Raw genomic sequence first — 21,784 nt, 5'->3', positions numbered from 1 at the left:
AGGCCTCTCTTCCTATGTTCAAATCGCCACATTCCAAAGCGGGCCGCTTATTCATCAGAACGTAAACAATTCGATGCCGCCTGAAACATTCAACCCAATCCCCGTGATGTACTTCGCTTTATCGGAACAAAGGAACACGATGGCGTTGGCGACGTCTTCCGGTTCGCCCGGGCGGCGGAACGCCGTGCGCTGGATCATCCGCTCGTTCATTTTCGGATTGCCCATGCGGAACGCTTCTGTATTGATGATGCCCGGCACGATGGCGTTGACGGTGATGCCGTAGCGCGCCCCCTCAAGCGCCATGCTTTTCGTAAAGCTCAACACCGCTCCTTTCGTGGCCGAATAGCTCGCCTGGCCAAAGCCGCCAAGCGTCCCGGCGACGGACGACATGTTGATGATCCGCCCCCATCTTTGTTCTTTCATATACGGCCATACCGCTTTTGTACAGTTGTACGTGCCGGTCAGGTTCACCCGCAAATCGCGCTCCCAAAACTCATCGTTTTGCTTTTCGATTTGCGAAACGTGGTCGAGCGTGCCGGCGTTGTTGACGAGAATGTCAATGGAACCAAACTCTTCCTTGACGCGGGCAAACACTTCTTTCACTTGCTCGCGGTCGGTGACGTCCATTTTGAGAGCCAGCGCCCGCCGCCCCATGGCGCGAATGTCTTCCGCTGTCTTTTCGGCGTACACCACTTTTGTACTCTGCATCACTTGTGAGAGCGGCCCATATTTTTGCGCCGTCTGTTTGCTTTCTTCATCCGATTCGAGCAAAATATCGGTAATGACGACATCCGCTCCCGCTTCGGCAAGCGCCAAGGCATCCGCGCGCCCGAGGCCGCGTGAGGCGCCGGTGACGACCGCCACTTTTCCTTTCAGCAGTTCCGCCCATGACGACATCGGTGATCCCTCCGTTTAACGTAAAAATTGCGGTTGTTTCTTTTGGAAAAACGCCGCCAGCCCAATCGCCGGCTCTCCTGTCTTAAACGTTGCCGCAAATGACGCCGCTTCGATGCCAAATCCGTCTTCTGGAAGCCCTTCGGCCGCATAGATGGCCCGCTTGGCGAGCCCCATCGCCCGCACGGCCCCTTCTGACAGTTGCTCGGCAAACGCCGACGCCTCTTCTTCCAACCGCTCCGGGGGCGTGACGCGATGAACAAGGCCGAGTTCGAGCGCTTCTTGCGGGTCAAGCCGTCTGGCAAGAAAAATGAGTTCCGTCGCTTTCGCCCGCCCGACGAGGCGCGTCAACCGCTGCGTGCCGCCCGCGCCGGGAATGAGGCCGAGCGAGACTTCTGTCAGGCCGATTTTGCCGCCGCCCATGATGCGGAAATCGCACGCCAGGGCCAATTCACAGCCGCCGCCGAGCGCATAGCCGTTGATGGCCGCGATGACCGGCTTCGGCATCGTCGCGAAGCGGTCGAAACAGCGCTGCATGCGGGCGCTTTGTTCGGCGATGCCCGCTTCATTGCCGGCAAACTGGGTTCCTCGCTGAATCATGTCCTTTAAATCAGCGCCGGCGAGAAACGTTTTCGGATGGGCCGACGCGATGACGACAACGCGCACTCCGCGGTCGGCTTCCAATTCATCGGCCGCTTTCTCCAATTCTTCCATTAATCGCTCGCTAATGGCGTTCGCCGGCGGGTTGTGGATCATCACCCAAGCGACTCCTTTGTTTCGCCGCTCTATGCGCAACGTTTCATAAGGCATCGGAATTCCCCCTTTCGTTCAATCGAACCGGCAAACTTCACAAATGATCATCGCTCTCCACCGCGAGCGGAGATGTTTGGGTCGCCGCCTCGCTCTTCTATACGTGCACGCCGTATGGCGCATACAACCGTCTTGCTGTGACAAGGCGCTGGATTTGCTGCGTGCCTTCAAAAATATCAAACACTTTCACATCGCGGTACAATTTCTCGACCAAATGTCCGCCAAGGCCGACGGGACCGAGCAGTTCAAGGCACATAGCGCAGACATGAAGCGCCATTTTACCGGCGACTGCTTTGCAGACGGCCGCTTCCATCGCATTCGGCTCGCCAATGTCGGCTTTCCACGCCGCTTCCCACGTCAACAGGCGAGCAGCGTCAATCTCTTGCTCCGCCTCGGCAAGCAGGGCGGCTGCTTCATAGTACAACCGTCCTTGTTTCGGGTACTCGCTGCGAACGATGTCAAGCGTATATTCATAGGCGGCGCGGGCGATGCCGACGGCCATGGCCGCGACGATCGGCCTCGTGCTGTCAAATGTTTTCATCGCCACTTGGAAACCGGACGGTTTATTCGCATTTGCGCTATACAACTCTTCACCGCCAAGCAAATTTTCATCAGGAACAAAGCAGTCTTCAAACAAGAGCTCCGCCGTTTCATTGGCGCGCAAACCCATCTTATGGACGGTGCGGGTCGCGACAAATCCCGGCGTCCCTTTTTCGACGACAAACGCCCGGTGCCCGGCGCGGCCCAACTTCGGATCAACCGTGGCGAACACGACGACCCAAGAAGCGCGGGCGCCGTTGGTGATGAAAATTTTTTGCCCGTTTAATACATAGCCGCCGTCCACTTTTTTCGCCGTCGTGCGGATGCCGGACGCGTCCGAGCCGGCTTCCGGTTCCGTCAAGGCGTAAGCTCCCCAGCGCGGCTCCTCCTTCGTGAAAATGGACAAAAACCGCCGTTTCTGCTCCGGCGTGCCGCTCGATTGAATCGGCGGCCCGCCAAGGCCAGGGCCGGGAAGGGAAAGGGCGATGCCTGGGCATCCCCACGCGAGCTCCTCAGCGGCGATGACGGCCACGCGGTTGCCTTCGCGCTCTTTTTTCTCTTTCTTTCCTTCCGCATGAGACGGCGGACGCCCTCCGCCAAACGAAGACGCATTCAGCTGGATGCCCATTTTGTTGACTTTTTGCAGCCATTCGTCCGGCACTCGCCCGAGCCGGTCGGCCTCCAGCGCGATCGGGCGCACTTCATGTTTAGCAAACCAATGAACGAGTTCTTTGATTTGTTTTTGCTGCGGTGAGAATTCAAAGGAAATCATGGCGCCACCCTCTCTTTCCGTTTGCCCAGCAGCTGTTCGCCGCGGCGGATGAGCCAGTCCGTTTCCCGGCCGTACAGCATCACTTGCGCTTGGGCGTCGCGCATCCATTTTTCGGCTGGGTATTCTTGCACGTACCCGTGCCCGCCGAGCATTTGCACGGCCTGATCGGTGACATAGCGCAGGGAACGATGAGCCCGCGACAACGCCCTCCAGGCGTAGCCGCCCGCCTGTTCATCCCCTTGGTCAACCGCAGCGGCCGCTTGCCATACAAGCAGTTTCGCCCCGCGGCATTCGAACGCCATCTCTGCGATCGTAAATGACACCCCTTGGAACTTGGCGATCTCTTGTCCGAACGCCTTTCTTCCCGCAGTGTATTCAATGGTGTAATCAAGCGCCGCCTCCATCAAGCCGACTTCCTTCGCCGCTTCGATGACTTGGTTTCGGGCGCGCACGCGGTTGAGCAATGCGTCCGCTTCCGGTCCGCGGGCAACGAGTTGTTCCGGACCGGCGTACACTTCCGCAAACCGAAGGCGAGCGATGCCGGCAGCAAGCAGCCCAAGCCTTATGTCTCCTTCTTCGATCTCCCATACTCGCTCATCAAAGGCGAGCAATACCGTTTCCTCTTCTTCGTCCCTAGCGGCGATGACCGCCCAGTCGGCTTTCGACGCCAAGCGGACTGGAGACGACACCCCGTCCACAATATATCCGCTGCCGCGCCGGCGCACGCGAATCGCTTCCTTCAGCGGTTCTTTTTGTTCCGCTTCGTCGATCCAGGAGACAGTCGGCCATCCGCCTTTCGCCATCTCCCGGTACCGGTGCCACACGCGGTGCTCGGAAGACAGACGAAAGAGGGAAGACGCCTCTTGCGCCCCCGGAAGCCCTTGAATGACGCCTAAATCGCCATAGCTGAGCCCTTGCCAAATGAGCGCTTGCGACAGAAGGGGCAGTTCCAAGCCTCCCCACGATTCCGGGAGCTCGAGCGCCGACAAGCCGAGCTCATCCACCCGGTCACTCAAGTCAGCCGAAACGGTCCGGCGTTTCTCACATTCTCTCGCGGCCGGCCGAATTTTCTCGACGGCAAGGCTGCGGGCGACTTGAAAAAACGCCTGTTCTTCTTCAGTCGGTTGAAACGAAATCACCTTGTCCCTCTCCTTTTCCATTATGATTGGACAGCGGGAATAAACTCGCTGGCCCATTCACGCAGCTTCTTTTTGTCGATTTTGCCGATGATGTTTTTCGGCAGGTAGCCGACCTTTTTCAAAAAGCGCGGGCTTTTGTATTTCGCCACCCGCTTTTGGCAAAACTCGATCAGCTCCTCTTCGGTCACTTGGGACCCACGTCGGACGACGACATATGCGGCGACTTCTTCCCCCATTTTCGGCGAAGGGACGCCGACAACGCCGGCTTCAAGCACATCCGGATGGGACATAAGCAGTTCCTCGATATCGCGCGGATAAATGTTGAATCCGCCGCGAATGATGACATCTTTTTTCCGGTCGACGATAAACACGTACCCGTCTTCATCGATGCGCGCCATATCGCCGGTATACAGCCAGCCGTCGCGCAGCGCTTGGCGCGTCTCTTCGTCTTTTCCGTAGTAGCCTTGGAAAACGTTCGGGCCGGAAACAATCAGTTCTCCGACTTCGTTCGGCGGCAGGCGGTTGCCGTGTTCATCGACGACAGCCACTTGCACGCCAGGCAACGGAAGCCCGACCGACCCCGGCTTGATCGGCTTCGTCGGATCGGTCGCCGTCACAATCGGCGCCGCCTCGGACAGTCCGTATCCCTCCAAAATCAGGCAATTGAACTTGCGTTGAAACTGCCAAGCGAGCGACGGCGGCAACGAAGCCGAGCCGGACACGCACGCGACCAAACTGGATGTGTCATAGCGGTCCGCCTCGGGGCAATAGCACAACGCATGGAACATCGCTGGCACCATCGCCGTATGCGTCACTCGATGCCGTTCGATTGTCTCCAGCACTTTTTTCGGCTCGAAATACGGCAGGAGGACGATCTTGTCGCCCAATAACAGCGCGACGTTCATCATCGTAAAACCGAACGCATGGGAGATCGGCAGCACGCCAAGACCGACGCGGTCATATTCGGTAGGCAGCCGCTTCGCCATCTCGGCCGCTGCTTCCGCGTTGGCATACAAATTGCGGTGCGTCAGCACGACCCCTTTCGGATGGCCGGTCGTTCCCGATGTGTAAAGCAAGGCGGCAGGGGCATTTTCGGTGACTGCCGCCAGCGGCATGCTGGCAGGAGCTTGCTCCATTCTTGTTCGCAGAGAGCGCGGTGAATGAGGATCGTCAATCGTAAACATCATCGGAGGCGCCGGCAAGCCATTGGCGGCCTCTTTCGCTTTCGCCCACAGCATTTCCGCCGTCAGCACAACTTTCGGTTCGCAGTCTTTAAAAATGTAATGGAGCTCCTGCGTCTGCAACAGCGGCAACACCGGCACGACAACCGCTCCTGCTTTCAAGACGCCGCTGAAGGCGACTACTACTTCTGGGCTGTTCGGCATCGTTACAACAACGCGGTCGCCCGGCTTGACCCCAAGTTCAATCAACGCATGAGCCAGCTGGGACGAACGGGCGTCGCAGTCCACGTTCGTATATTCGTTTCCTTCAAAAATCAGTGCCGGATAAGGACCGAACCGCTCGATATTTTTCGTCCAAACCGTTCGTAAATCCATTCCCCCGTCTCCTTTAACCAAATTAGGCGGGCCTGCGAAAAAGGCCAAGCCCGCCGCCTTTCGTCTCCTTCCTTCTGACGGTCGGCGCTGTTGTCAATGCACGGAAAAACATGCCGGCCGGCTTTCTTGTTGTGCTTATTGGTTTTGATTGGCGCTGTTGTAGGCGGACAGCACTTCTTGGAGCCGCAGCGCCAGCCCCATGTCCCCGTCAATGCGAAGCCGCCCGCTCATAAACGCTTCCGTTCCGTTGAGCTCGCCGTCCACCATTTTTTTAAAATCCTCGCTGTCCATGCTGAGCGTGCAATCAGGCGTTTCTTGCTCCCCTTCAATGACAAATCCAGCGTCTGGGCGAAGGACGACTTGGTACACCCCCGCATCAGACCCGCTTAAGTTAAACTGGTACACCGCGACAATCCCATCGGCGCGGGATGGGTCTTCCCTCAATTGCGAATCGATCAGTTGGAAAATGTCTCTTACCGTCGTCATCTTCATGGCCTCCTTAAAAATTTAGAACTGTCTGAAATTTCATTTTGTAATTTTACTATATCGCGTTTCCGTTTCATGTCCTATCCCGAAAATCGTCGGAACTTTCTTTCCTCCCTCGCGGCGCTCCCCGATGTTTTTACGCCTTTAAAGCATGGAGAAGCGCGCGCTCATCGATCAGTTCCAAATAGCGCCGATAAAGCGGAAACGCCGGCACGATGCGCGGCAACAGCTGCAACGCCTTCGCTTTCGATCCTTTTGCCTTCATTTTTCCGGTCATGAGCGCCAATGGAACGTTGATGTTGCCGCCCCAAAATTGGTGGGCGATATCGCCGGTCGTCTTGATGGCGACATCAGGCGCATCGATTGCCTGCCCGAAATAAATGGCGTAGTTTTCACCGGTTTCCGGCCGCCTCGCATCGATGCTGATGACCGCCTCCGGATCGGTCAAATAAAAGACGAACGCGGCGCGGGAACGGCGGATTTGTTCTCCAATCCGATTGATTTGCTCCACCTCGTTGCCGTATTCCTTATACGCTGGATGCCGCTCCCACCAGCTGCGCAGCTCAAATTCCGTCCTTGGGCGCGACGGAATTTGCATAAACTCGCCAATCACCCGATACACATGAGCATCATCACGAAACAATGCCATATCCGTTCACTCCCTTCAACCGAGTATGCACTCTCATTTTGGCGTGAAACAACGCTGCCGGCAATTCCGATGATTGCCGGGGAGACGAAAAACGCAAGACATCTCCGTCCGGAGTTGTTGAAACAAGAATCAAGCGCACCAAAGCGGCAAAACAAAAAAATGGCTGCCCCGTTTGTTTGGGGCAGCCGTTTTGGCCAAAATGGCTGCAACGATTCTTTTTATTACAATCCGCTTACAAATTCGCCAACCGCATGACGTCGCGGGCGATCATCAACTCTTCATTGGTCGGGATGACGAGCACTTTGACCGGCGAGTGCGGATAGCTGATGAACGCTTCCTTGCCGCGCACTTTGTTTAGGATGGGATCCCAGTAAACTCCCATAAACTCGAGGCCGCGCAACACTTTCGCCCGCACGACTTCGCTGTTCTCGCCGATGCCGGCGGTGAAGATGATGGCATCGACTCCGCACATGCGCGCCGCATACGAGCCGATGTACTTATGAATGCGGTTCGCAAACACTTCAAGTGCCAGTTCCGCGCGCTCATTTCCTTCGGCGGCCGCTTTTTCCAAGTCGCGCAAATCGCTCGAGATGCCGGACAGACCGAGCATGCCGCTCTTTTTGTTCAGCACTTCAATCACTTCATCCGCAGTCATTCCCGTTTTTTCCATAATGTACGGGATGAGCGCCGGGTCGATGTTGCCGGAGCGCGTTCCCATCGCCACGCCGGCTAATGGCGTAAAGCCCATGGACGTGTCGATCGACTTGCCGCCCTCAACCGCCGCGATGCTCGCCCCGTTGCCTAAATGGCACGAGATGAGGCGCAGCTGTTCGATCGGTCGGCCGAGAAGCTCCGCCGCCCGCTGGGTGACGTATTTGTGCGACGTGCCGTGGAATCCGTACTTGCGGATGCCGAATTTCGTGTAATACTCATATGGCAAGCTGTATAAAAACGACTGTTCCGGCATCGTCTGGTGGAACGCCGTGTCAAACACCGCCACGGCCGGCACGTCCGGCAGCACTTCCTGAAACGCCCGAATGCCGACGAGGTTGGCCGGGTTATGGAGCGGGGCGAGCTCGGACACTTCTTCAATTTGCTTGATGACGTCCTCGGTGATGAGCACCGAATCACTGAACTTCTCCCCGCCGTGGACGACGCGGTGCCCGATGCCGTCAATTTCGTCAAACGAACGGATAATGCCGTAGCGAATGAGCTTATCAAGCAGCATTTTAACGGCCGCGGCATGATCCGGAATCGCCGTCACTTCTTGATGTTTTTCACCGTTTACGACAATGGTGAAAATCGCGTCGTCAAAGCCGATCCGTTCGACGACCCCTTTGGTCAACACCGTTTCTGCCGGCATCTCAAACAGCTGGAATTTCAACGAGGAACTTCCCGCATTAATGGCTAGCACTTTCGCCATCGAAAACACAGCTCCTTTTTTGCCAAAATCCGCTCGCGCTTACCGTTAGTGTGCGCGATTGGGCGCCGTTTCACTATGCCTTTTTCATTGTATGCCTCCCGTTTTCGCGTTTCAAGCGCGGCTTTGTTTCGCAACCGGTTGCAAGAAAAAGTTTTTATGTTGTGAAAAATGAAAACGGAGCTGACCGAAAAGGTCGGTGAAAAACAGCGATTCTTCGATGAAGAAAAGAGCAACATTTATCATCTTGAGCCGAGAAGACCCCCCACTTCCACGCGTGAGCGCAAGGGGAGGAAGATGCAACCTCTCGTTTTGTGAAGGGGCTTGACGGCCTATACGGTGATCAAAAAGGGCGTCCCGCTGCGTTTGGGACACCCTTTCGTCAACATTCTTTTTCCTCGGTGATCCAGGCGTCGATTTTCGCCATCATCGCCTGCATCGCCGATTTGTTGGAAAACCGCGGCAGCTCGACAAGCAGCACGTGTTTTGGCTTTTTGACGTTCGGCCCTTTCTTTTGCAAAATCAACACGCTTTTTGCCGCCTGATCGTTTTTAAACATCGACAGCGGCAGCTGCAAGACTCCTTGGACAATGGCCGCCTCTTTTAAAAATTCGTTCAGCTGCCCCGCCTGCGGGCTCGAGAACAACATATTCGGGATGAGGAAAAACAAGTAGCCGCCCTCTTTCGTATAGCGCAAGCTTTGCTCGATGAACAAATGATGGGCATACGACCGGCCTTCCTTCGCTTTTAAGGCGAAGCGGGCGGCATTGTCGTCATCCGGGTAATAGCCGACCGGCAGATCGCAGACGACGACGTCAACCGGCTCAACAAACAGCGGCCTTAGGCTGTCTTGGTTAAACAGCTGCACCGGATGCTTTTGCAAGTTCGCGTTGACGTACGCCAATTTGACAAGCAGATCATCGACATCGCTGCCGTAGCTCGCCGCCTGTTTTCCTCGAAGGCCGTTTAACACCGCCGTCAATAAATTCGCCGTGCCGACGGCCGGGTCGAGGATCTTAAGCGCCAAATGCGAGCGCGTAAACTCGCGGACCAAATACGCCAAAAACAAACTGACCGCATCCGGAGTCATTTGGTGGTGCGGCTGGACATGCTTGCGCATCCCTTTTAACACCGCAAGCTGAAACGCCTTGCGGATTTCTTCGTTTTGAAACCGTTCCAGCATCAGTTCGCGATACTGCTTTTTCAGCCGTTTCGCGTTCAGCTCGCTCACTTCGCTTTGCAGCACGTCGCCGTGGAACAAATTCTCCCCCGTCTCCGCGACGGCTTCTAAATACGTGCATTGCAATTCTTCTTGCAAAAGTTGGGCCGTTTCATCGAATACCGTGAACAACCGTTCGACTGGCGTCATCATCTGTACGTCCCCACCTTTCTGCCAACGTCCCTTCTGTATATTGTACGACCGTCCGCCTCGCGCCGCAAGAAAAGCGCCGATAGGAACGAAAAGGCCCCGAACGGGTCGGGGCCTTTTCATTATTTCGCCGCTTTCGCCGCTTCAATCGCCGCTTCGTAGTTCGGATGGTTCGTCACTTCCGGCACGTATTCGACATACGTCACTGTGTCATTGCTGTCGATGACAAACACGGCGCGGGCAAGCAGGCGCAGTTCTTTGATCAAGACGCCGTATGCTTGTCCGAACGAAACATCGCGATGGTCGGACAACACTTGAACGTTCTCAATGCCGGCGGCGCCGCACCACCGCTTTTGCGCAAACGGCAAATCGACGCTGATCGTCAACACTTTCACATTGTCGAGCTTTGCCGCTTCCTCGTTAAACCGGCGCGTTTGCGCGTCGCAAACTCCGGTGTCGAGCGACGGAACGACGCTGATCAGGCGGACGTGCCCTTTCGTATCCGCGAGCGTCACTTCCTGCAAGTTTTGATCAAGCACGGTGAAATCCGGCGCTTTGTCGCCGACTTTCACTTCGTTGCCGACAAGCGTCACCGGCTGCCCTTTAAACGTCACATAGGCCATGGGTTCTCTCCCCCTTTAGAGAAAATATGTACTACTTCCATACTAAAACGCGGAACGGAATTTTTCAACGATTTTGTCCGTTCATGACAGCAGACAAACAAAAGGCCGGACGCCAACGGTCCGGCTAAATGTCAAAGTCGTCTGCTTTTTGGCCTGCGGCGCCGTCTTTCTTGTTTTTCTTCAGCATCGCCTGAATCTTCTCAAACGCCTGCGGCGCGACATCGAGAATTTTTTCGTATAAGTGCGTGCTTTCATCCAAATGGAGCAGCTTCACCCCGGACGAGTTGACGACGAGAAACGCAATCGGCGTAATCGAGACGCCGCCGCCGCTGCCGCCGCCAAACGGATGTCCGTTCCCTTGGGCCTGCCCGTTCCCGTCGGCTTGCGCCCCTTGGCGGCCATTTTGTTGGCCGTCAAGCATAAACTCGCTGCCGCCGGCGGCAAAGCCAAACCCGACTTTCGAAACGGTCAAAATGACACTGCCGTCAGGCGTCTCCACCGGGTCGCCGATAATCGTATTGACGTCGATCATTTGTTTTAAGTTTTCCATCGCTGTTGTCATCAGCCCTTGAATCGGATGGTTCGTCATCGTCATTCCTCCTAGTAGCCTTCATTTGCCTGCTTGGCCGCCAATGGGTTTCGCTTTGGCAGCCGCCGTCCGCGCCAATGTTTGACCACTCGCAATCCTGCTACCATAGCATGCCCGATTCGAAACTGAATCATACATAAAAACACCGTTTCCGAAGCGGCCCGATCGTAGGCCGGAACGATGACGACAGCCGGAGTTGTTTTCATGTTCATATAGCGGCTCGCCGCGCCGATGATCATGTATTTCAGCGACCAGCCAAGCCCCACGAGCAAGCCGGTTGACGCGGCGTCGCCGGTGCCGATTCTCGTTTTCCACTCCCATTTCGTAATCGTCACGTGGCGATAAAATTGTTTCATAATTTCATGCAAGTCGACGACTTGCTCGAGAAACCGTTTCAGCTGTCGAAACAGGTCAGCGATTTTTTTTAGGGTCAATTTCCCTTTCTTTTCCTCCTTCCCGCGCGTTCCCTCCACTCCTTTTTTCTGGAGAAACGCCACTCCCGGCGCATCCGGATCCATGTCCAGCTTGATGAGCGGAATGCGGACAGTATAGCGGAGGAGGCCAAACAGCGTGCGCACCACGACTTTGCATTCATCGTCGTCTTTCACATGGCGAAACACGACCGTCACCGATACTTTCATCCAGGCGACGAGAAGAAGCAAAAGAACAACCGTTGCGATGACCGCGATGACTGCTTTCAATGTCCGCCCTCCCTTTCATCATACATTGTCGCCATCTGGAAAAAAAATAAACCTGCCGTTTCGGCAGGCGGACATTGGTTGACGTTCTGTTCTTGATGCAGGCGGATTGTTACTCGCGGACGACGATCGTATCCGCGAACTGGTCATGCATCCCTTTTTTCTTTTCGGAAAACGCAACAAACAAAAAACCGATGAACAGCAATTTTTTCGCGATGAATTTGCCGACGACTTCGCGAAACAACACGGTCAGCCAGGTGAGCGGCTCGCCGCGCTCATCGACCACTTTTAAGCCGAACACCATTTTGCCAAGCGTCTGCCCAAACGCTTTCGTCATCAACACGAAATAGGCGTAAAAGACGACGGCGGCCGCGACCGCCGCTGGCGCGAACAAACCGTCCTGCGCAAGCGGCCAATCGAACAGGCGAAAAAGCGGCCAAACGATGAGCCGGTTGAGGCTCGAGACAACAATGACATCAAGGCAATACGCCCAAAAACGAAGCCAAAAGCCGCCGTAGCAGAGGGGGCGCTCTGCCGGCGGGAGATGATGATCCGCCAGCGTCGCCGTTATTTGCATGTCCGTCATGTTTCCACTCCTTTATTCGGCGTATAAATACATAAGCCGCGGCGAGGAAGGGCGCGACAACAGGCGGATGAGCCCGGCCGCCTCGCTGTCCGGCTTCATCCGGTTCGACACCATCTCAAAGAGAGAGCTCCACGGCGCATCGTTCACGTATTTTACGACTTGAGCGCCGGTTAAATGATGCTCTTTTTTGAGCGCAGCGATCGCGTCATCCAAGTAGCCGAACTCGTCGACAAGGCGGAGCTCCTTCGCCTGTCGCCCGTCATAAATGCGGCCGTCCGCCAGCTTGCGCACCGTGTCTTCCGGCAGCTTTCTCCCTTTGGCTACCACATCAACAAACGCATCATACGAATCATTGATCAGCCGCTGCAAAATCTCCCGTTCCGCTTCGGTCATTTTGCGCGCCGGATTCATGATGTCTTTGTACGGCCCGCTTTTGATCGTGACAAGCTCCACGCCGTACTTCTTTGCCAGCCCTTCATAGTTGACGCTTTGCATGATGACGCCGATGGAGCCGGTGATCGTCTCCGGGCTGGCGAAAATTTTATCGCCGGCCGCAGCGATATAGTAACCGCCCGAGGCGGCCATGGCCCCCATCGATACGTAAATCGGCTTGTTCGTCTTCTTTTTCAGCTTCATCAGCTGATCGTAAATTTCCGCGCTTTCCGCGACACCGCCGCCCGGCGAATTGATGCGCAAGATGATCGCTTTGACGTCTTGATCCTCTTTCGCCTGTTTGATCATTTGCAAAAACGTTTGGTGGTTGTACTGTGATGAGGAAAGAAGCGACTCCGCTTCCCCCGCATCTTGAATAACTCCGTTCACTTCCAACACAGCGATTTTTTTCAACGGGTCGCCCTCGGCGATGACTTCTTCGCTAAATGGCGACTCCATGAGCGCCAGCCAGCTTTCCGACCAGCCGCCGGCCTTGTCGGACAAAAGAACGCCAACCGCTTGAACAAGCACCGAGATCACAAACAAGGCGGCGGCGATGGCCAACGCGGTCCATCGTTTTCGATTCATCGTCTTCCCCCCTGCATCGGCTGCCCATATTTTTAGAATCCTGGCAAACGTGGTACAATATTCATTGTACATCGATTGATTAGATGATGCCATCGGGAGGACGCAAAACATGGATATGGAACGCAACCGTCTTTATTTTTTTTATAAGCGCGACGACAAGCTCATCGAACGGGTGAAGCCGCTCATTGAGCTGGCAGAGCGCGGTCCGTTTGTGGTCGTCGACGACTATCGGGAAGCGAACATCATCGTCAGCATCGGGGATGACGGCGCGTTTTTGCAGGCGGTGCGGCAGACGGGATTTCTTCCTGACCGTTTGTACGTCGGCGTGTCCGTCTTGCCGGCGCGCGGGTTTTACTGCGATTTCCATATTGACGACATCGATCATATGGTGGAAGCGGCGAAAAATTGGAAACTCGAAGTGCGGCGCTACCCAATCATCGAAGTGACGATCGACGGCGCGGCTTCGTTTTTCTGCTTAAACGAATGTTCGATCCGCTCGCAAATCATTAAAACGATGGCGATCGACGTTTTCATCGACGACTTGCATTTCGAGACGTTCCGCGGCGACGGCATCATCGTTTCGACGCCGACCGGCAGCACCGGCTACAATAAATCGGTGCACGGAGCGGTCGTCGATCCGCTCTTGCCGTGCTTTCAAGTGAGCGAACTCGCCTCGCTCAACAGCAACCGCTATCGGACGCTCGGCTCGCCGTTCATTTTGAGCGGCTCGCGGACGTTGACGCTGAAAATGTCGGAAGAAACAAGCCATTTTCCAATCATCGGCCTCGACAATGAAGCGCTCAGCATCCAGCATATTGAGCGGATTGACATTCGTTTAAGCGACCGGGTGGTCAAAACGGTGCGCCTAAAAGACAATTCGTTCTGGGATAAAGTGAAACGCGTCTTTTTGTGAAGCGTGTGTCTGTTCTCCCGGCGAAACACCGGATCTAAAATGGCGAATCCGTTCGACGCGCATGCGGCAAGAGGGTGTCTCGCAACGAGACACCCTCTTGTTTGGCCGCTGTGCGGACATCGCTCCGCTTCTGGCAACGGCCAGCTCAATCGGCTCTTTCTGCTTACAACGACCGGCCGGCAAGGCGGGCTTCCCGCTCGCGCAGCTCGACGCGGCGGATTTTTCCGGACGCCGTTTTCGGCAAATCGTCGACAAACTCGATTTTGCGCGGGTATTTGTACGGCGCCGTCAACTGTTTCACATGTTCTTGCAGGGCCGGAATCAGAGACGGATCGTCTTTGTCGACCCCGTCGCGCAGCACGACAAACGCTTTGACAACATGGCCGCGCACTTCATCCGGACTGGCGACGACGGCGCACTCTTTTACGGCTGGGTGCTTGACAAGCGCGTCTTCGACTTCAAACGGGCCGATCGTATAGCCGGCGCTGATGATGATGTCATCCCCGCGGCCTTCAAACCAGAAATAGCCGTCTTCGTCTTTGCGCGCTTTGTCTCCCGTAATGTAGTAGTCGCCGCGGAACTGCATCGCTGTCCGCTCCGGATCTTTGTAATAATACTTAAACAGCGCCGGCGTTTCGATATGGACGGCGATGTCGCCGACTTGTCCGGGCGGGCACGGCTCGCCGTTTTCATCGATAATTTCGACGCGGTTGCCTGGCGTCGGTTTCCCCATCGAACCCGGCTTGATGGGCATTCCTTTCATGACGCCGACAAGCAGCGTGTTTTCTGTCTGGCCGTAGCCGTCGCGCACTTCGACGCCGAAATGCTTGGCAAACGTGTCGATCACTTCGCGGTTGAGCGGCTCTCCGGCGGACACGGCGCTGTGCAAATGAGATAGATGATAGCGGCCGATGTCCGGCACTTTCGCCATCAAACGATACTCGGTTGGCGTGCAGCACAGCACATTGATGTTGTATTTTTCCAATAGCTGCAAATATGTTTCCGGCTCAAAGCGGCCGTAGTAGACGAAACCGGTCGCCCCCGAGCCGAGCACCGATAAAAACGGGCTCCAAATCCATTTTTGCCATCCCGGTCCGGCCGTCGCCCAAACGAGGTCGCCTTCTTCAATGCACAGCCAGTTTTTCGCAGCCGTGCGCAAGTGGGCGTACGCCCAACCATGGCAATGGACGACCCCTTTCGGATTGCCGGTCGTGCCGGATGTGTACGACAAAAACGCCATATCATCGCGCGAGGTATCCGCCGCCTCGAGCGTTTCGCTCTCTTTGGCCATGGCGTCTTCAAGCGGAATCCATCCGTCCCGGGGTTCCCCGATGACGAACTTCGTCAAACGTTCGATGCCGTCAATCGGCGCAAATTCGTCCGTATACGGCGCATAAGCGACAACCGCTTTCGCTTCGCTATGGACGAGCCGATATTGCAAATCCTTTGTCCGCAGCATCTCCGAGCTTGGGATGACGACAAGCCCGGCTTTGAGCGCCCCTATATACACTTCGTATGTTTCAATGAGGCGCGGCATCATGACGAGCACTTTATCGCCTTTTTCGAGCCCATGTGATAAGAAAGCGTTTCCAATTTGGTTGGCGCGCGCCATCAAGCGGCCGTATGTAATCTCTTTCGTTTCGCCTTGCTCGCTCTCCCATTTCAACGCGATCCGGTCCGGGTCGGCGGCCGCATGCCGTTCCATTTCCGATGTTAAATTGTAGCGCTCGGGAGCAATCAAGTCTTCCCGCCTCATCGTTCCTCTCCCCCTCTGTCTTGTTTCGCCTTGGTCGGCATCTCTATTATACAAAATAGTCGTTCTATTTTGAATACCGTTTTTCTCATATGAAAGCGGCGGGGAATGCCCCCGCCGCGTAAGCCATCAGTAAGCCATCATTATGAAATTAGAATTGGCGTGCGCCGCCCAATTGTTGCTGCGCCATGGCTACGAGACGTTTCGTGATCTCGCCGCCGACCGAACCGTTGGCGCGCGAAGTCGTGTCAGCGCCTAAGTTCACGCCAAATTCTTGAGCGATCTCATATTTCATTTGCTCCAGCGCTTGTTGCGCACCCGGAACAAGCAGTTGATTGCTGTTGTTGCGTGCCATCTGTTTTCACCTCCTTGTACCTATAGAATGTGTGAAAACAGATGGCGATATGCAGCGATGCTTTTTGGTAAATTTTGAGATTCAAAACAGCTCGGCAAACTCATCGCCCTGCCCTGTTTCTTCATCAATGACGAGCGTTTCTGTGTCATTGACTGCCTTTTCCAGAAGCGGAGCGAGGTCGAGCTGGCTCTCATAATGGAACACTTTTTCTTTTTTTGGCTTCGTTTTCGGCGCTCTTGGCGTAAAAATGGTGCAACAGTCTTCATACGGAAGAATGGAAATATCATGTGTGCCGATTTGCTTCGCCAGCTCGATAATTTCAAGTTTATCCATCGAAACAAGCGGGCGCAAAATCGGGGTATTGGTCACCTCATTGATCACGTACATGCTTTCTAGCGTCTGGCTCGCGACTTGGCCGAGGCTTTCGCCTGTGACAATCGCCAACGCCCGCTGGCGGCGGCGCAGCGCGTCGGTGATCCTAAGCATCGCCCGCCGAGTGGAAATGAGCGAGTACTCGTTCGGAACTCCTTGATAAATGGCTTGCTGCACTTCCGTAAACGGCACGATGTGAAGCTTGATTCTCCCGCCGTATGTCGTCAACTTGCGCACGAGGTCAATCACTTTTTGCTTCGCCCGTTCGCTTGTAAACGGCGGGCTGAAAAAGTGGACGGCCTCGATTTCCAAACCGCGCTTCATCGCCAAATAACCAGCAACCGGGCTGTCGATGCCGCCGGAGAGCATGAGCATCGCCTTGCCGCTCGTTCCGACCGGCAGGCCGCCGGCGCCGAAAATGTCGCGGCACGTGACATATGTCCCGTCTTGGCGCACTTCAATGCGCACGTCAATATCCGGCTCGCGCACGTTGACCCTAAGCCCGTCCGTCTGCCGCAAAATATGCGCCCCCACCTCGTAGTTCAGCTCGTCGCTTCGATACGGAAACTGCTTATCGACGCGGCGGGCGCTCACTTTAAACGTTTTTCCTTTGTATGGGAGCTGGCGGACGGCGGCGAGCGCCGTTTCCTTAATGGCGTCCAGATCGTTTTCGCACTTCATCGCCAGGCTGAACGAATGAATGCCAAAAACGGTTTTCAGCTTTTCGATGATCGGTTCATGCGGCTCGCCGTTTAATAAAATGTACATTCGGTCGCGCATATATTCAATCTGAATCCGCTCGAACGCCTGCAGTTTGCGGGCAATGTTGTTTTTAAGACGCCGGACGAAGATGTTCCGATTTTTTCCTTTCGTCGTCATTTCTCCGTAGCGGATCAAAATGCGGTCATAGTTCATCATCTTATTCCGTTACCTCGCTTAATGTTTTGATCGCCTGCTTGATCGCTGCCACCGCCGGCGCGATTTCTTCCCGGCTGTTGTCAAACGACAAGCTGATGCGAATGCCGCGCTCGGCTCGGTCTTCACCAAGCCCCATGGCCAAAAGCGTCTTGCTCGGCGCCTTTTTTTTCGATGAACAGGCTGACGTCGTCGAAACGTAGATTCCGCTTTTTTCCAGTTCGTGAACAAACACTTCCGGCTTCACGCCGCGCTTTAACGAAAAGTTGATGATATGAGGAGCGGCGCCATCGCGCGGCGTGTTGATCTCGATGTCTGGAATCGCCAAGAGCGCTTCAAGCCACTCGTCTTTCAATGCTTGAAGCCGGCCGATGTCCCGCTCGTAGCGCTCGAGCGCCAAGCGAAGCGCCTTCGCCATCGCGACGATGGCGGCGACATTTTCCGTTCCGGACCGAAGCTGCCGCTCCTGCCCGCCGCCGGCAATCAACGGCGCCAAGCGGACGCCTTCACGGACGTAAAGCAAGCCGGCGCCGCGCAATCCGTGAAATTTATGCGCCGATATCGTGCATAAATCGACACCGGCTTGCTTCAAGTCGAGCGGCACTTTGCTGATCCCTTGCACCCGATCGACGTGAAACAATGTTTTCGGATAGCGGGACAAGAGGGCGCCGATTTCTTCGATCGGCTGCACCGTGCCAACTTCGTTATTGACGTGCATGACCGACACGAGAATCGTATCGTCGCGCAGCGCGCGTTCCACTTGCTCAACCGATACCCTTCCTTCGCGGTCGACCGGCAAGTACGTCACCTCAAAACCAAGCTCCTCAAGCTGGCGGCACGGTTCAGCGACAGACGGATGCTCGATTTTCGTCGTAATGATATGCCGGCCGCGCCGCTGATATTGCCAGGCGACCCCTTTGATGGCGAAATTGTTCGCCTCCGTTCCGCCGGAGGTAAAAACGATTTCGTTCGGCTTAACGCGCAGCATGGCGGCGATTTGTTCACGCGCCTGCGCCAAAAGCCGCTCCGCCTTCATGCCCAGCCCATGGAGCGACGACGGATTGGCAAAATAGTTCGTTGCGACGGCGACGAACGAATCGATCACCTCGGGAAATGGTTTGGTCGTCGCACTGTTGTCAAGATAAATCATCGCTTCCATCCTCCGCTCATTGTCGGCAAAATATCGCTGTACATCGTCCATCTTAACCAAAACAGGCGCCAATCGACAACGAAAACACACCGTCATTTACATTATTCACCAAAAACCCATTGAACAATCTCCCACCTGCGCTTAGAGGTGGGAGATTCTTGGGAACACCCGCCCCACGGCAGGCTGTCAGCCAAGCCATCCCCGTGCGTCCCACGGTTTGGCTGCCTTACGAAGACAGCAAACGAAGCCCCTCATTCAAGATATTCCGGGCGGCGTTCTTGTTCGAGGGAAGAGGCAGAAAAGCTTGTGTTCAGCCATATGATTCTGTGTTTTTTAGGTAAAATAATGGATAATCAATACTCGTGATCGGGTGGTTTATCACTGTTCGCGGCTGTTATCCTCCTGCCATAATTTCTGCACACGGTCAAACGCGCCCGGCTCGACTTCTTCAACGGCCGCCACCGCCTGTCGGAGCGCCTCCTCATAATCATAATGGCGAAATAAAAATTCGGCTTCTTCCAGCCCTTTGCGGACCGCTGGATAGCGGCGGCGGTAGCGGTTGCCGTATTGAATCGTCCGCTCCGCCAGCGTCGCCTGTTCGATCATTTCCACCGTCCGCTCATACAACCGTTCCACAGCCGCTTTCGCCTCCTCCAACGCTTGGTCGACCGCCGGCATGTCAAGCGGCTTTTCTTCAAGACGCGCGGCAACGGCTTGCAAGCTGCGTCTCGCTTCCGCCAATTCAAGCGCATACGGTTCAGGCAGCCCCGGCAGCCGGCTTTTTTGCACAAGGCGGAGCGCCTCGGCCAATGTTTTTCTCATGCCGTCAAGCTTTTCGCGGGCGATCAATTCGTCTTTGCGCAGCGTCTGCAGCATCGTTCGAAACTGTTCATGCTCTTCCTTCATGAGGTCGATCTGAGACACAAGCTGCTCAAGCTCCTCTTTCAGGAGCGAATACGCTGTTTTCGCCTCGGCAACGCGGTCTTGAATGAGAAAAAACCGCTTTTGCAACTGGTGCAGCTGCTTTTCGATGCTCCGGTACTTTTCGAGGTCGCTTGGCGCCAAATGGTAGCTTTGCTGGACGAACAGCGCCTCGGCCTCGGTTTCCTTCGCCTCGGCGGCGAGCTCCTGAAGCATGCCGCTGAGGCGCGGCATTTCCGTTTGCACATATTGATGCGCGAGCACTTCGTTTTCGAGCAAATCGTAGAGCGCGTCGATCTCTTCTTTCAGCTCAGCGACAATCTGCTTCGCTTCTTCGATGCGCAGCTCATGGATCATGGCCAGACATTGCTCGATTTTTTCCCGTTTTTCCTGAAGCGTGCGCTCCATGTGCAAATGGTCAAGGATGTATCCGCGCTCTTCCATCTCTCGATAGCCATCAGCCAACTCAGCGAGCTGAGCTGGCAACGACGTTTGGCATTCGCCAAGAAGTTTGGGAATTTCTTCCATCATGGCTGTGAGCCGGCCGAGCTCTTCCTTCAGTGTCAGAACCACATCGCGCGCCGCCAAATAGTTGCCGGCTTCCGTCAATTCGGCAAACCGCTGAAACTGCTTTTCCGCTTCCGTTAAACGGACGTCAAGCAAGTCGGCAGCCGAACCGAACGTATAACGGTAAGCAAGCAGCGCCTTTTTCGCTTCCCGGTGAGCCGCACGCAGCTCCTCGATCTCCGCCCGGCTTTGTTCCTCGCTGCCGATCAACTCATTCACTTCATGAATGATTTCATGCACTTCTTCCTCAAGACGACGCAATCCGTCGGCGATCTGCCCAAGCAGCCGGCGCGCCTGCCGGTAGCGGTATTTGTCGAGCAGCCGCTCCGCGTCAAACAGCTGTTCTTCCACATTCGGCAGCTTCACTGCCACAATGTCGTCCCATTGCTGGCGCCATCGTTCAAACAGCTGCTCCGTCTCCCCTGTCATATTCAGCTGTTTCACTTTCGCCAGCTCATCCGGCACCGGCCGGTTCATCAAGTTGATTTTCCATTCCTCGAGCCGATCGATTTCCCGGTACATCCGCTTCCGGTACACATGATTATATATGATTGCCCCCGCTCCGAGGAGCAGAACGATCCATGCCATTCCCATCCGCTGATGCCCTCCTTGCATTCAAGCTACTTCTATCGAACAAACGAAAATAGCGGAGAAGGCAAAAATATATGTTTTTCAATGTTTTTATGATACCATGTTAACGACATTTTTTGACCAAAATTTTTATTTTTTTTACAAGAATCTTCACTATTTTTGCTATGATACATAAGGAAGAAAGGAGGAAAATCGATCATGCGCGACGGGCATATTCATACGCCGTTTTGTCCGCACGGAAGCCAAGATCCGCTTGAGGCCTATGTAGAGCGCGCGATCGAACTGGGCTATACCGACATTTCCTTTACGGAGCATGCCCCGCTTCCTGAGCGGTTTATCGATCCAACGCCCAACCAGGACTGTTCGATGAAGCTTAGCCAGCTTGAGCGCTATTTGCACGCCGTCGCTGAGGTGAAAGCCCGCTACCGAAACGACATTGCCATCCGTGTCGGGCTCGAAGTCGATTTTATTCCTGGCTTTGAGGAAGAAACAACCCGCCTGCTCGACGAGGTCGGCCCGCTGCTTGACGACAGCATTTTATCGGTTCACTTTTTGGCCCACGAAGGGCAATATGTATGCCTTGATTACAGCGAAGATATGTTCGCCGACATCGTCCGCTTGTTCGGATCGGTCGAACGCGTCCACCGCGCCTACTACGAAACGGTGCTGCAATCGATCCGCACGGAGCTTGGCCGCTACAAACCGAGACGCATCGGCCATATGACGCTTGTGCGCAAGTTCCAACGCCGTTTCCCATGCTTGGAACCAATGGATGAGTGGATTGTTGCCATTCTCGATGACATCAAGCAGTTCGGCTATGAATTGGACTACAACGGCGCCGGCGCCGCCAAACCGCTCTGCCTTGAGCCGTATCCGCCGGGCGGCGTGATCGCCGAGGCGCGGCGGCGGGGCATCCCAATCGTCTACGGATCCGACGCCCATCGCGCCGCCGACTTGCACCAAGGACGGGAGAGGATGGACCGCGAGGCGCTTTCGGTTGACAACCGCCCGCAGCCGTCATAAAATAGGCGAATCAGCCATTTCCCTGCTTGCATCCTGCTGGATGTTGAGGCCAGAGTCCTGCTCCAACCATGAT

The 21,784-nt window shown here is 55.3% G+C and carries 21 protein-coding genes; 2 read left to right on the top strand and 19 right to left on the bottom strand.

Features of this window, described 5'->3' with window-relative positions; genetic code table 11:
- Window positions 1-54 precede the first annotated feature (54 nt).
- From CWI35_RS14385 to sppA, 14 genes are all read right to left on the bottom strand, one after another.
- Entirely contained in the window at window positions 55-897 is an 843-nt protein-coding gene (locus CWI35_RS14385; protein ID WP_044730574.1) for an SDR family NAD(P)-dependent oxidoreductase, read from the bottom strand.
- Between the two features lie 15 nt (window positions 898-912).
- Window positions 913-1,704 (bottom strand): enoyl-CoA hydratase/isomerase family protein, encoded by a 792-nt coding sequence (locus tag CWI35_RS14380; protein WP_011232253.1) that lies wholly within the window; start codon window positions 1,702-1,704, stop codon window positions 913-915.
- Between the two features lie 97 nt (window positions 1,705-1,801).
- On the bottom strand, window positions 1,802-3,016 hold the full coding sequence (locus tag CWI35_RS14375; RefSeq protein ID WP_011232254.1) for an acyl-CoA dehydrogenase family protein: 1,215 nt from the start codon (window positions 3,014-3,016) through the stop codon (window positions 1,802-1,804).
- Window positions 3,013-4,155, bottom strand: coding sequence for an acyl-CoA dehydrogenase family protein (locus CWI35_RS14370; RefSeq protein WP_011232255.1), 1,143 nt, complete (start codon window positions 4,153-4,155; stop codon window positions 3,013-3,015). Before CWI35_RS14370 ends, CWI35_RS14375 begins: the two co-directional genes overlap by 4 nt.
- Before the next feature lie 20 nt (window positions 4,156-4,175).
- Window positions 4,176-5,711 (bottom strand): long-chain-fatty-acid--CoA ligase, encoded by a 1,536-nt coding sequence (locus tag CWI35_RS14365; RefSeq protein ID WP_011232256.1) that lies wholly within the window; start codon window positions 5,709-5,711, stop codon window positions 4,176-4,178.
- 135 nt (window positions 5,712-5,846) lie between these two features.
- The gene (locus CWI35_RS14360; RefSeq protein ID WP_011232257.1) at window positions 5,847-6,197 is read right to left on the bottom strand and encodes an SCP2 sterol-binding domain-containing protein; all 351 of its coding nucleotides are present in this window, start codon (window positions 6,195-6,197) and stop codon (window positions 5,847-5,849) included.
- Between the two features lie 136 nt (window positions 6,198-6,333).
- Window positions 6,334-6,846: a hypothetical protein gene (locus tag CWI35_RS14355; RefSeq protein ID WP_011232258.1), complete on the bottom strand. Its 513-nt coding sequence runs from the start codon at window positions 6,844-6,846 to the stop codon at window positions 6,334-6,336.
- Window positions 6,847-7,078: 232 nt separating this feature from the next.
- Entirely contained in the window at window positions 7,079-8,269 is a 1,191-nt protein-coding gene (locus CWI35_RS14345; RefSeq protein ID WP_011232259.1) for an acetate kinase, read from the bottom strand.
- Between the two features lie 379 nt (window positions 8,270-8,648).
- On the bottom strand, window positions 8,649-9,638 hold the full coding sequence (locus tag CWI35_RS14340; RefSeq protein WP_021322113.1) for a class I SAM-dependent methyltransferase: 990 nt from the start codon (window positions 9,636-9,638) through the stop codon (window positions 8,649-8,651).
- Window positions 9,639-9,757: 119 nt separating this feature from the next.
- Window positions 9,758-10,258, bottom strand: coding sequence for a thiol peroxidase (tpx, locus tag CWI35_RS14335; RefSeq protein ID WP_011232261.1), 501 nt, complete (start codon window positions 10,256-10,258; stop codon window positions 9,758-9,760).
- A 124-nt stretch (window positions 10,259-10,382) separates the two neighbouring features.
- Entirely contained in the window at window positions 10,383-10,847 is a 465-nt protein-coding gene (ytfJ, locus tag CWI35_RS14330) for a GerW family sporulation protein (RefSeq protein WP_011232262.1), read from the bottom strand.
- Between the two features lie 11 nt (window positions 10,848-10,858).
- On the bottom strand, window positions 10,859-11,548 hold the full coding sequence (locus tag CWI35_RS14325; protein WP_025039240.1) for a DUF2953 domain-containing protein: 690 nt from the start codon (window positions 11,546-11,548) through the stop codon (window positions 10,859-10,861).
- Between the two features lie 109 nt (window positions 11,549-11,657).
- On the bottom strand, window positions 11,658-12,131 hold the full coding sequence (locus CWI35_RS14320; RefSeq protein WP_011232264.1) for an RDD family protein: 474 nt from the start codon (window positions 12,129-12,131) through the stop codon (window positions 11,658-11,660).
- Between the two features lie 12 nt (window positions 12,132-12,143).
- Entirely contained in the window at window positions 12,144-13,151 is a 1,008-nt protein-coding gene (gene sppA, locus CWI35_RS14315; protein ID WP_023633311.1) for a signal peptide peptidase SppA, read from the bottom strand.
- Window positions 13,152-13,260: 109 nt separating this feature from the next.
- Here sppA and CWI35_RS14310 point away from each other — a divergent pair, with 109 nt between their 5' ends.
- Window positions 13,261-14,064 (top strand): NAD kinase, encoded by an 804-nt coding sequence (locus CWI35_RS14310; protein WP_011232266.1) that lies wholly within the window; start codon window positions 13,261-13,263, stop codon window positions 14,062-14,064.
- A 163-nt stretch (window positions 14,065-14,227) separates the two neighbouring features.
- Here CWI35_RS14310 and mbcS read toward each other — a convergent pair whose 3' ends face one another.
- From mbcS to ezrA, 5 genes are all read right to left on the bottom strand, one after another.
- On the bottom strand, window positions 14,228-15,820 hold the full coding sequence (mbcS, locus tag CWI35_RS14305) for an acyl-CoA synthetase MbcS (protein ID WP_011232267.1): 1,593 nt from the start codon (window positions 15,818-15,820) through the stop codon (window positions 14,228-14,230).
- 148 nt (window positions 15,821-15,968) lie between these two features.
- Window positions 15,969-16,172, bottom strand: coding sequence for an alpha/beta-type small acid-soluble spore protein (locus CWI35_RS14300; protein WP_011232268.1), 204 nt, complete (start codon window positions 16,170-16,172; stop codon window positions 15,969-15,971).
- An 81-nt stretch (window positions 16,173-16,253) separates the two neighbouring features.
- Complete coding sequence (gene thiI / locus CWI35_RS14295; RefSeq protein WP_011232269.1) at window positions 16,254-17,459, bottom strand: tRNA uracil 4-sulfurtransferase ThiI; 1,206 nt, start codon at window positions 17,457-17,459, stop codon at window positions 16,254-16,256.
- 4 nt (window positions 17,460-17,463) lie between these two features.
- A complete protein-coding gene (locus CWI35_RS14290; RefSeq protein ID WP_011232270.1) occupies window positions 17,464-18,609 on the bottom strand; it encodes a cysteine desulfurase family protein in 1,146 nt (381 codons plus the stop codon).
- A gap of 378 nt (window positions 18,610-18,987) precedes the next feature.
- The gene (gene ezrA, locus CWI35_RS14280; RefSeq protein ID WP_011232272.1) at window positions 18,988-20,691 is read right to left on the bottom strand and encodes a septation ring formation regulator EzrA; all 1,704 of its coding nucleotides are present in this window, start codon (window positions 20,689-20,691) and stop codon (window positions 18,988-18,990) included.
- A gap of 195 nt (window positions 20,692-20,886) precedes the next feature.
- On the opposite strand from ezrA, the gene hisJ reads away from it, so the two are divergent.
- Window positions 20,887-21,711: a histidinol-phosphatase HisJ gene (hisJ, locus tag CWI35_RS14275; RefSeq protein ID WP_011232273.1), complete on the top strand. Its 825-nt coding sequence runs from the start codon at window positions 20,887-20,889 to the stop codon at window positions 21,709-21,711.
- Window positions 21,712-21,784 lie beyond the last annotated feature (73 nt).

The organism is [Bacillus] caldolyticus (genome assembly GCF_003595605.1).
Lineage (GTDB): Bacteria > Bacillota > Bacilli > Bacillales > Anoxybacillaceae > Geobacillus > Geobacillus thermoleovorans.
Note: the sequence above shows the minus strand (reverse complement) of the source record. Positions and strands in the feature narration are given on the sequence as shown.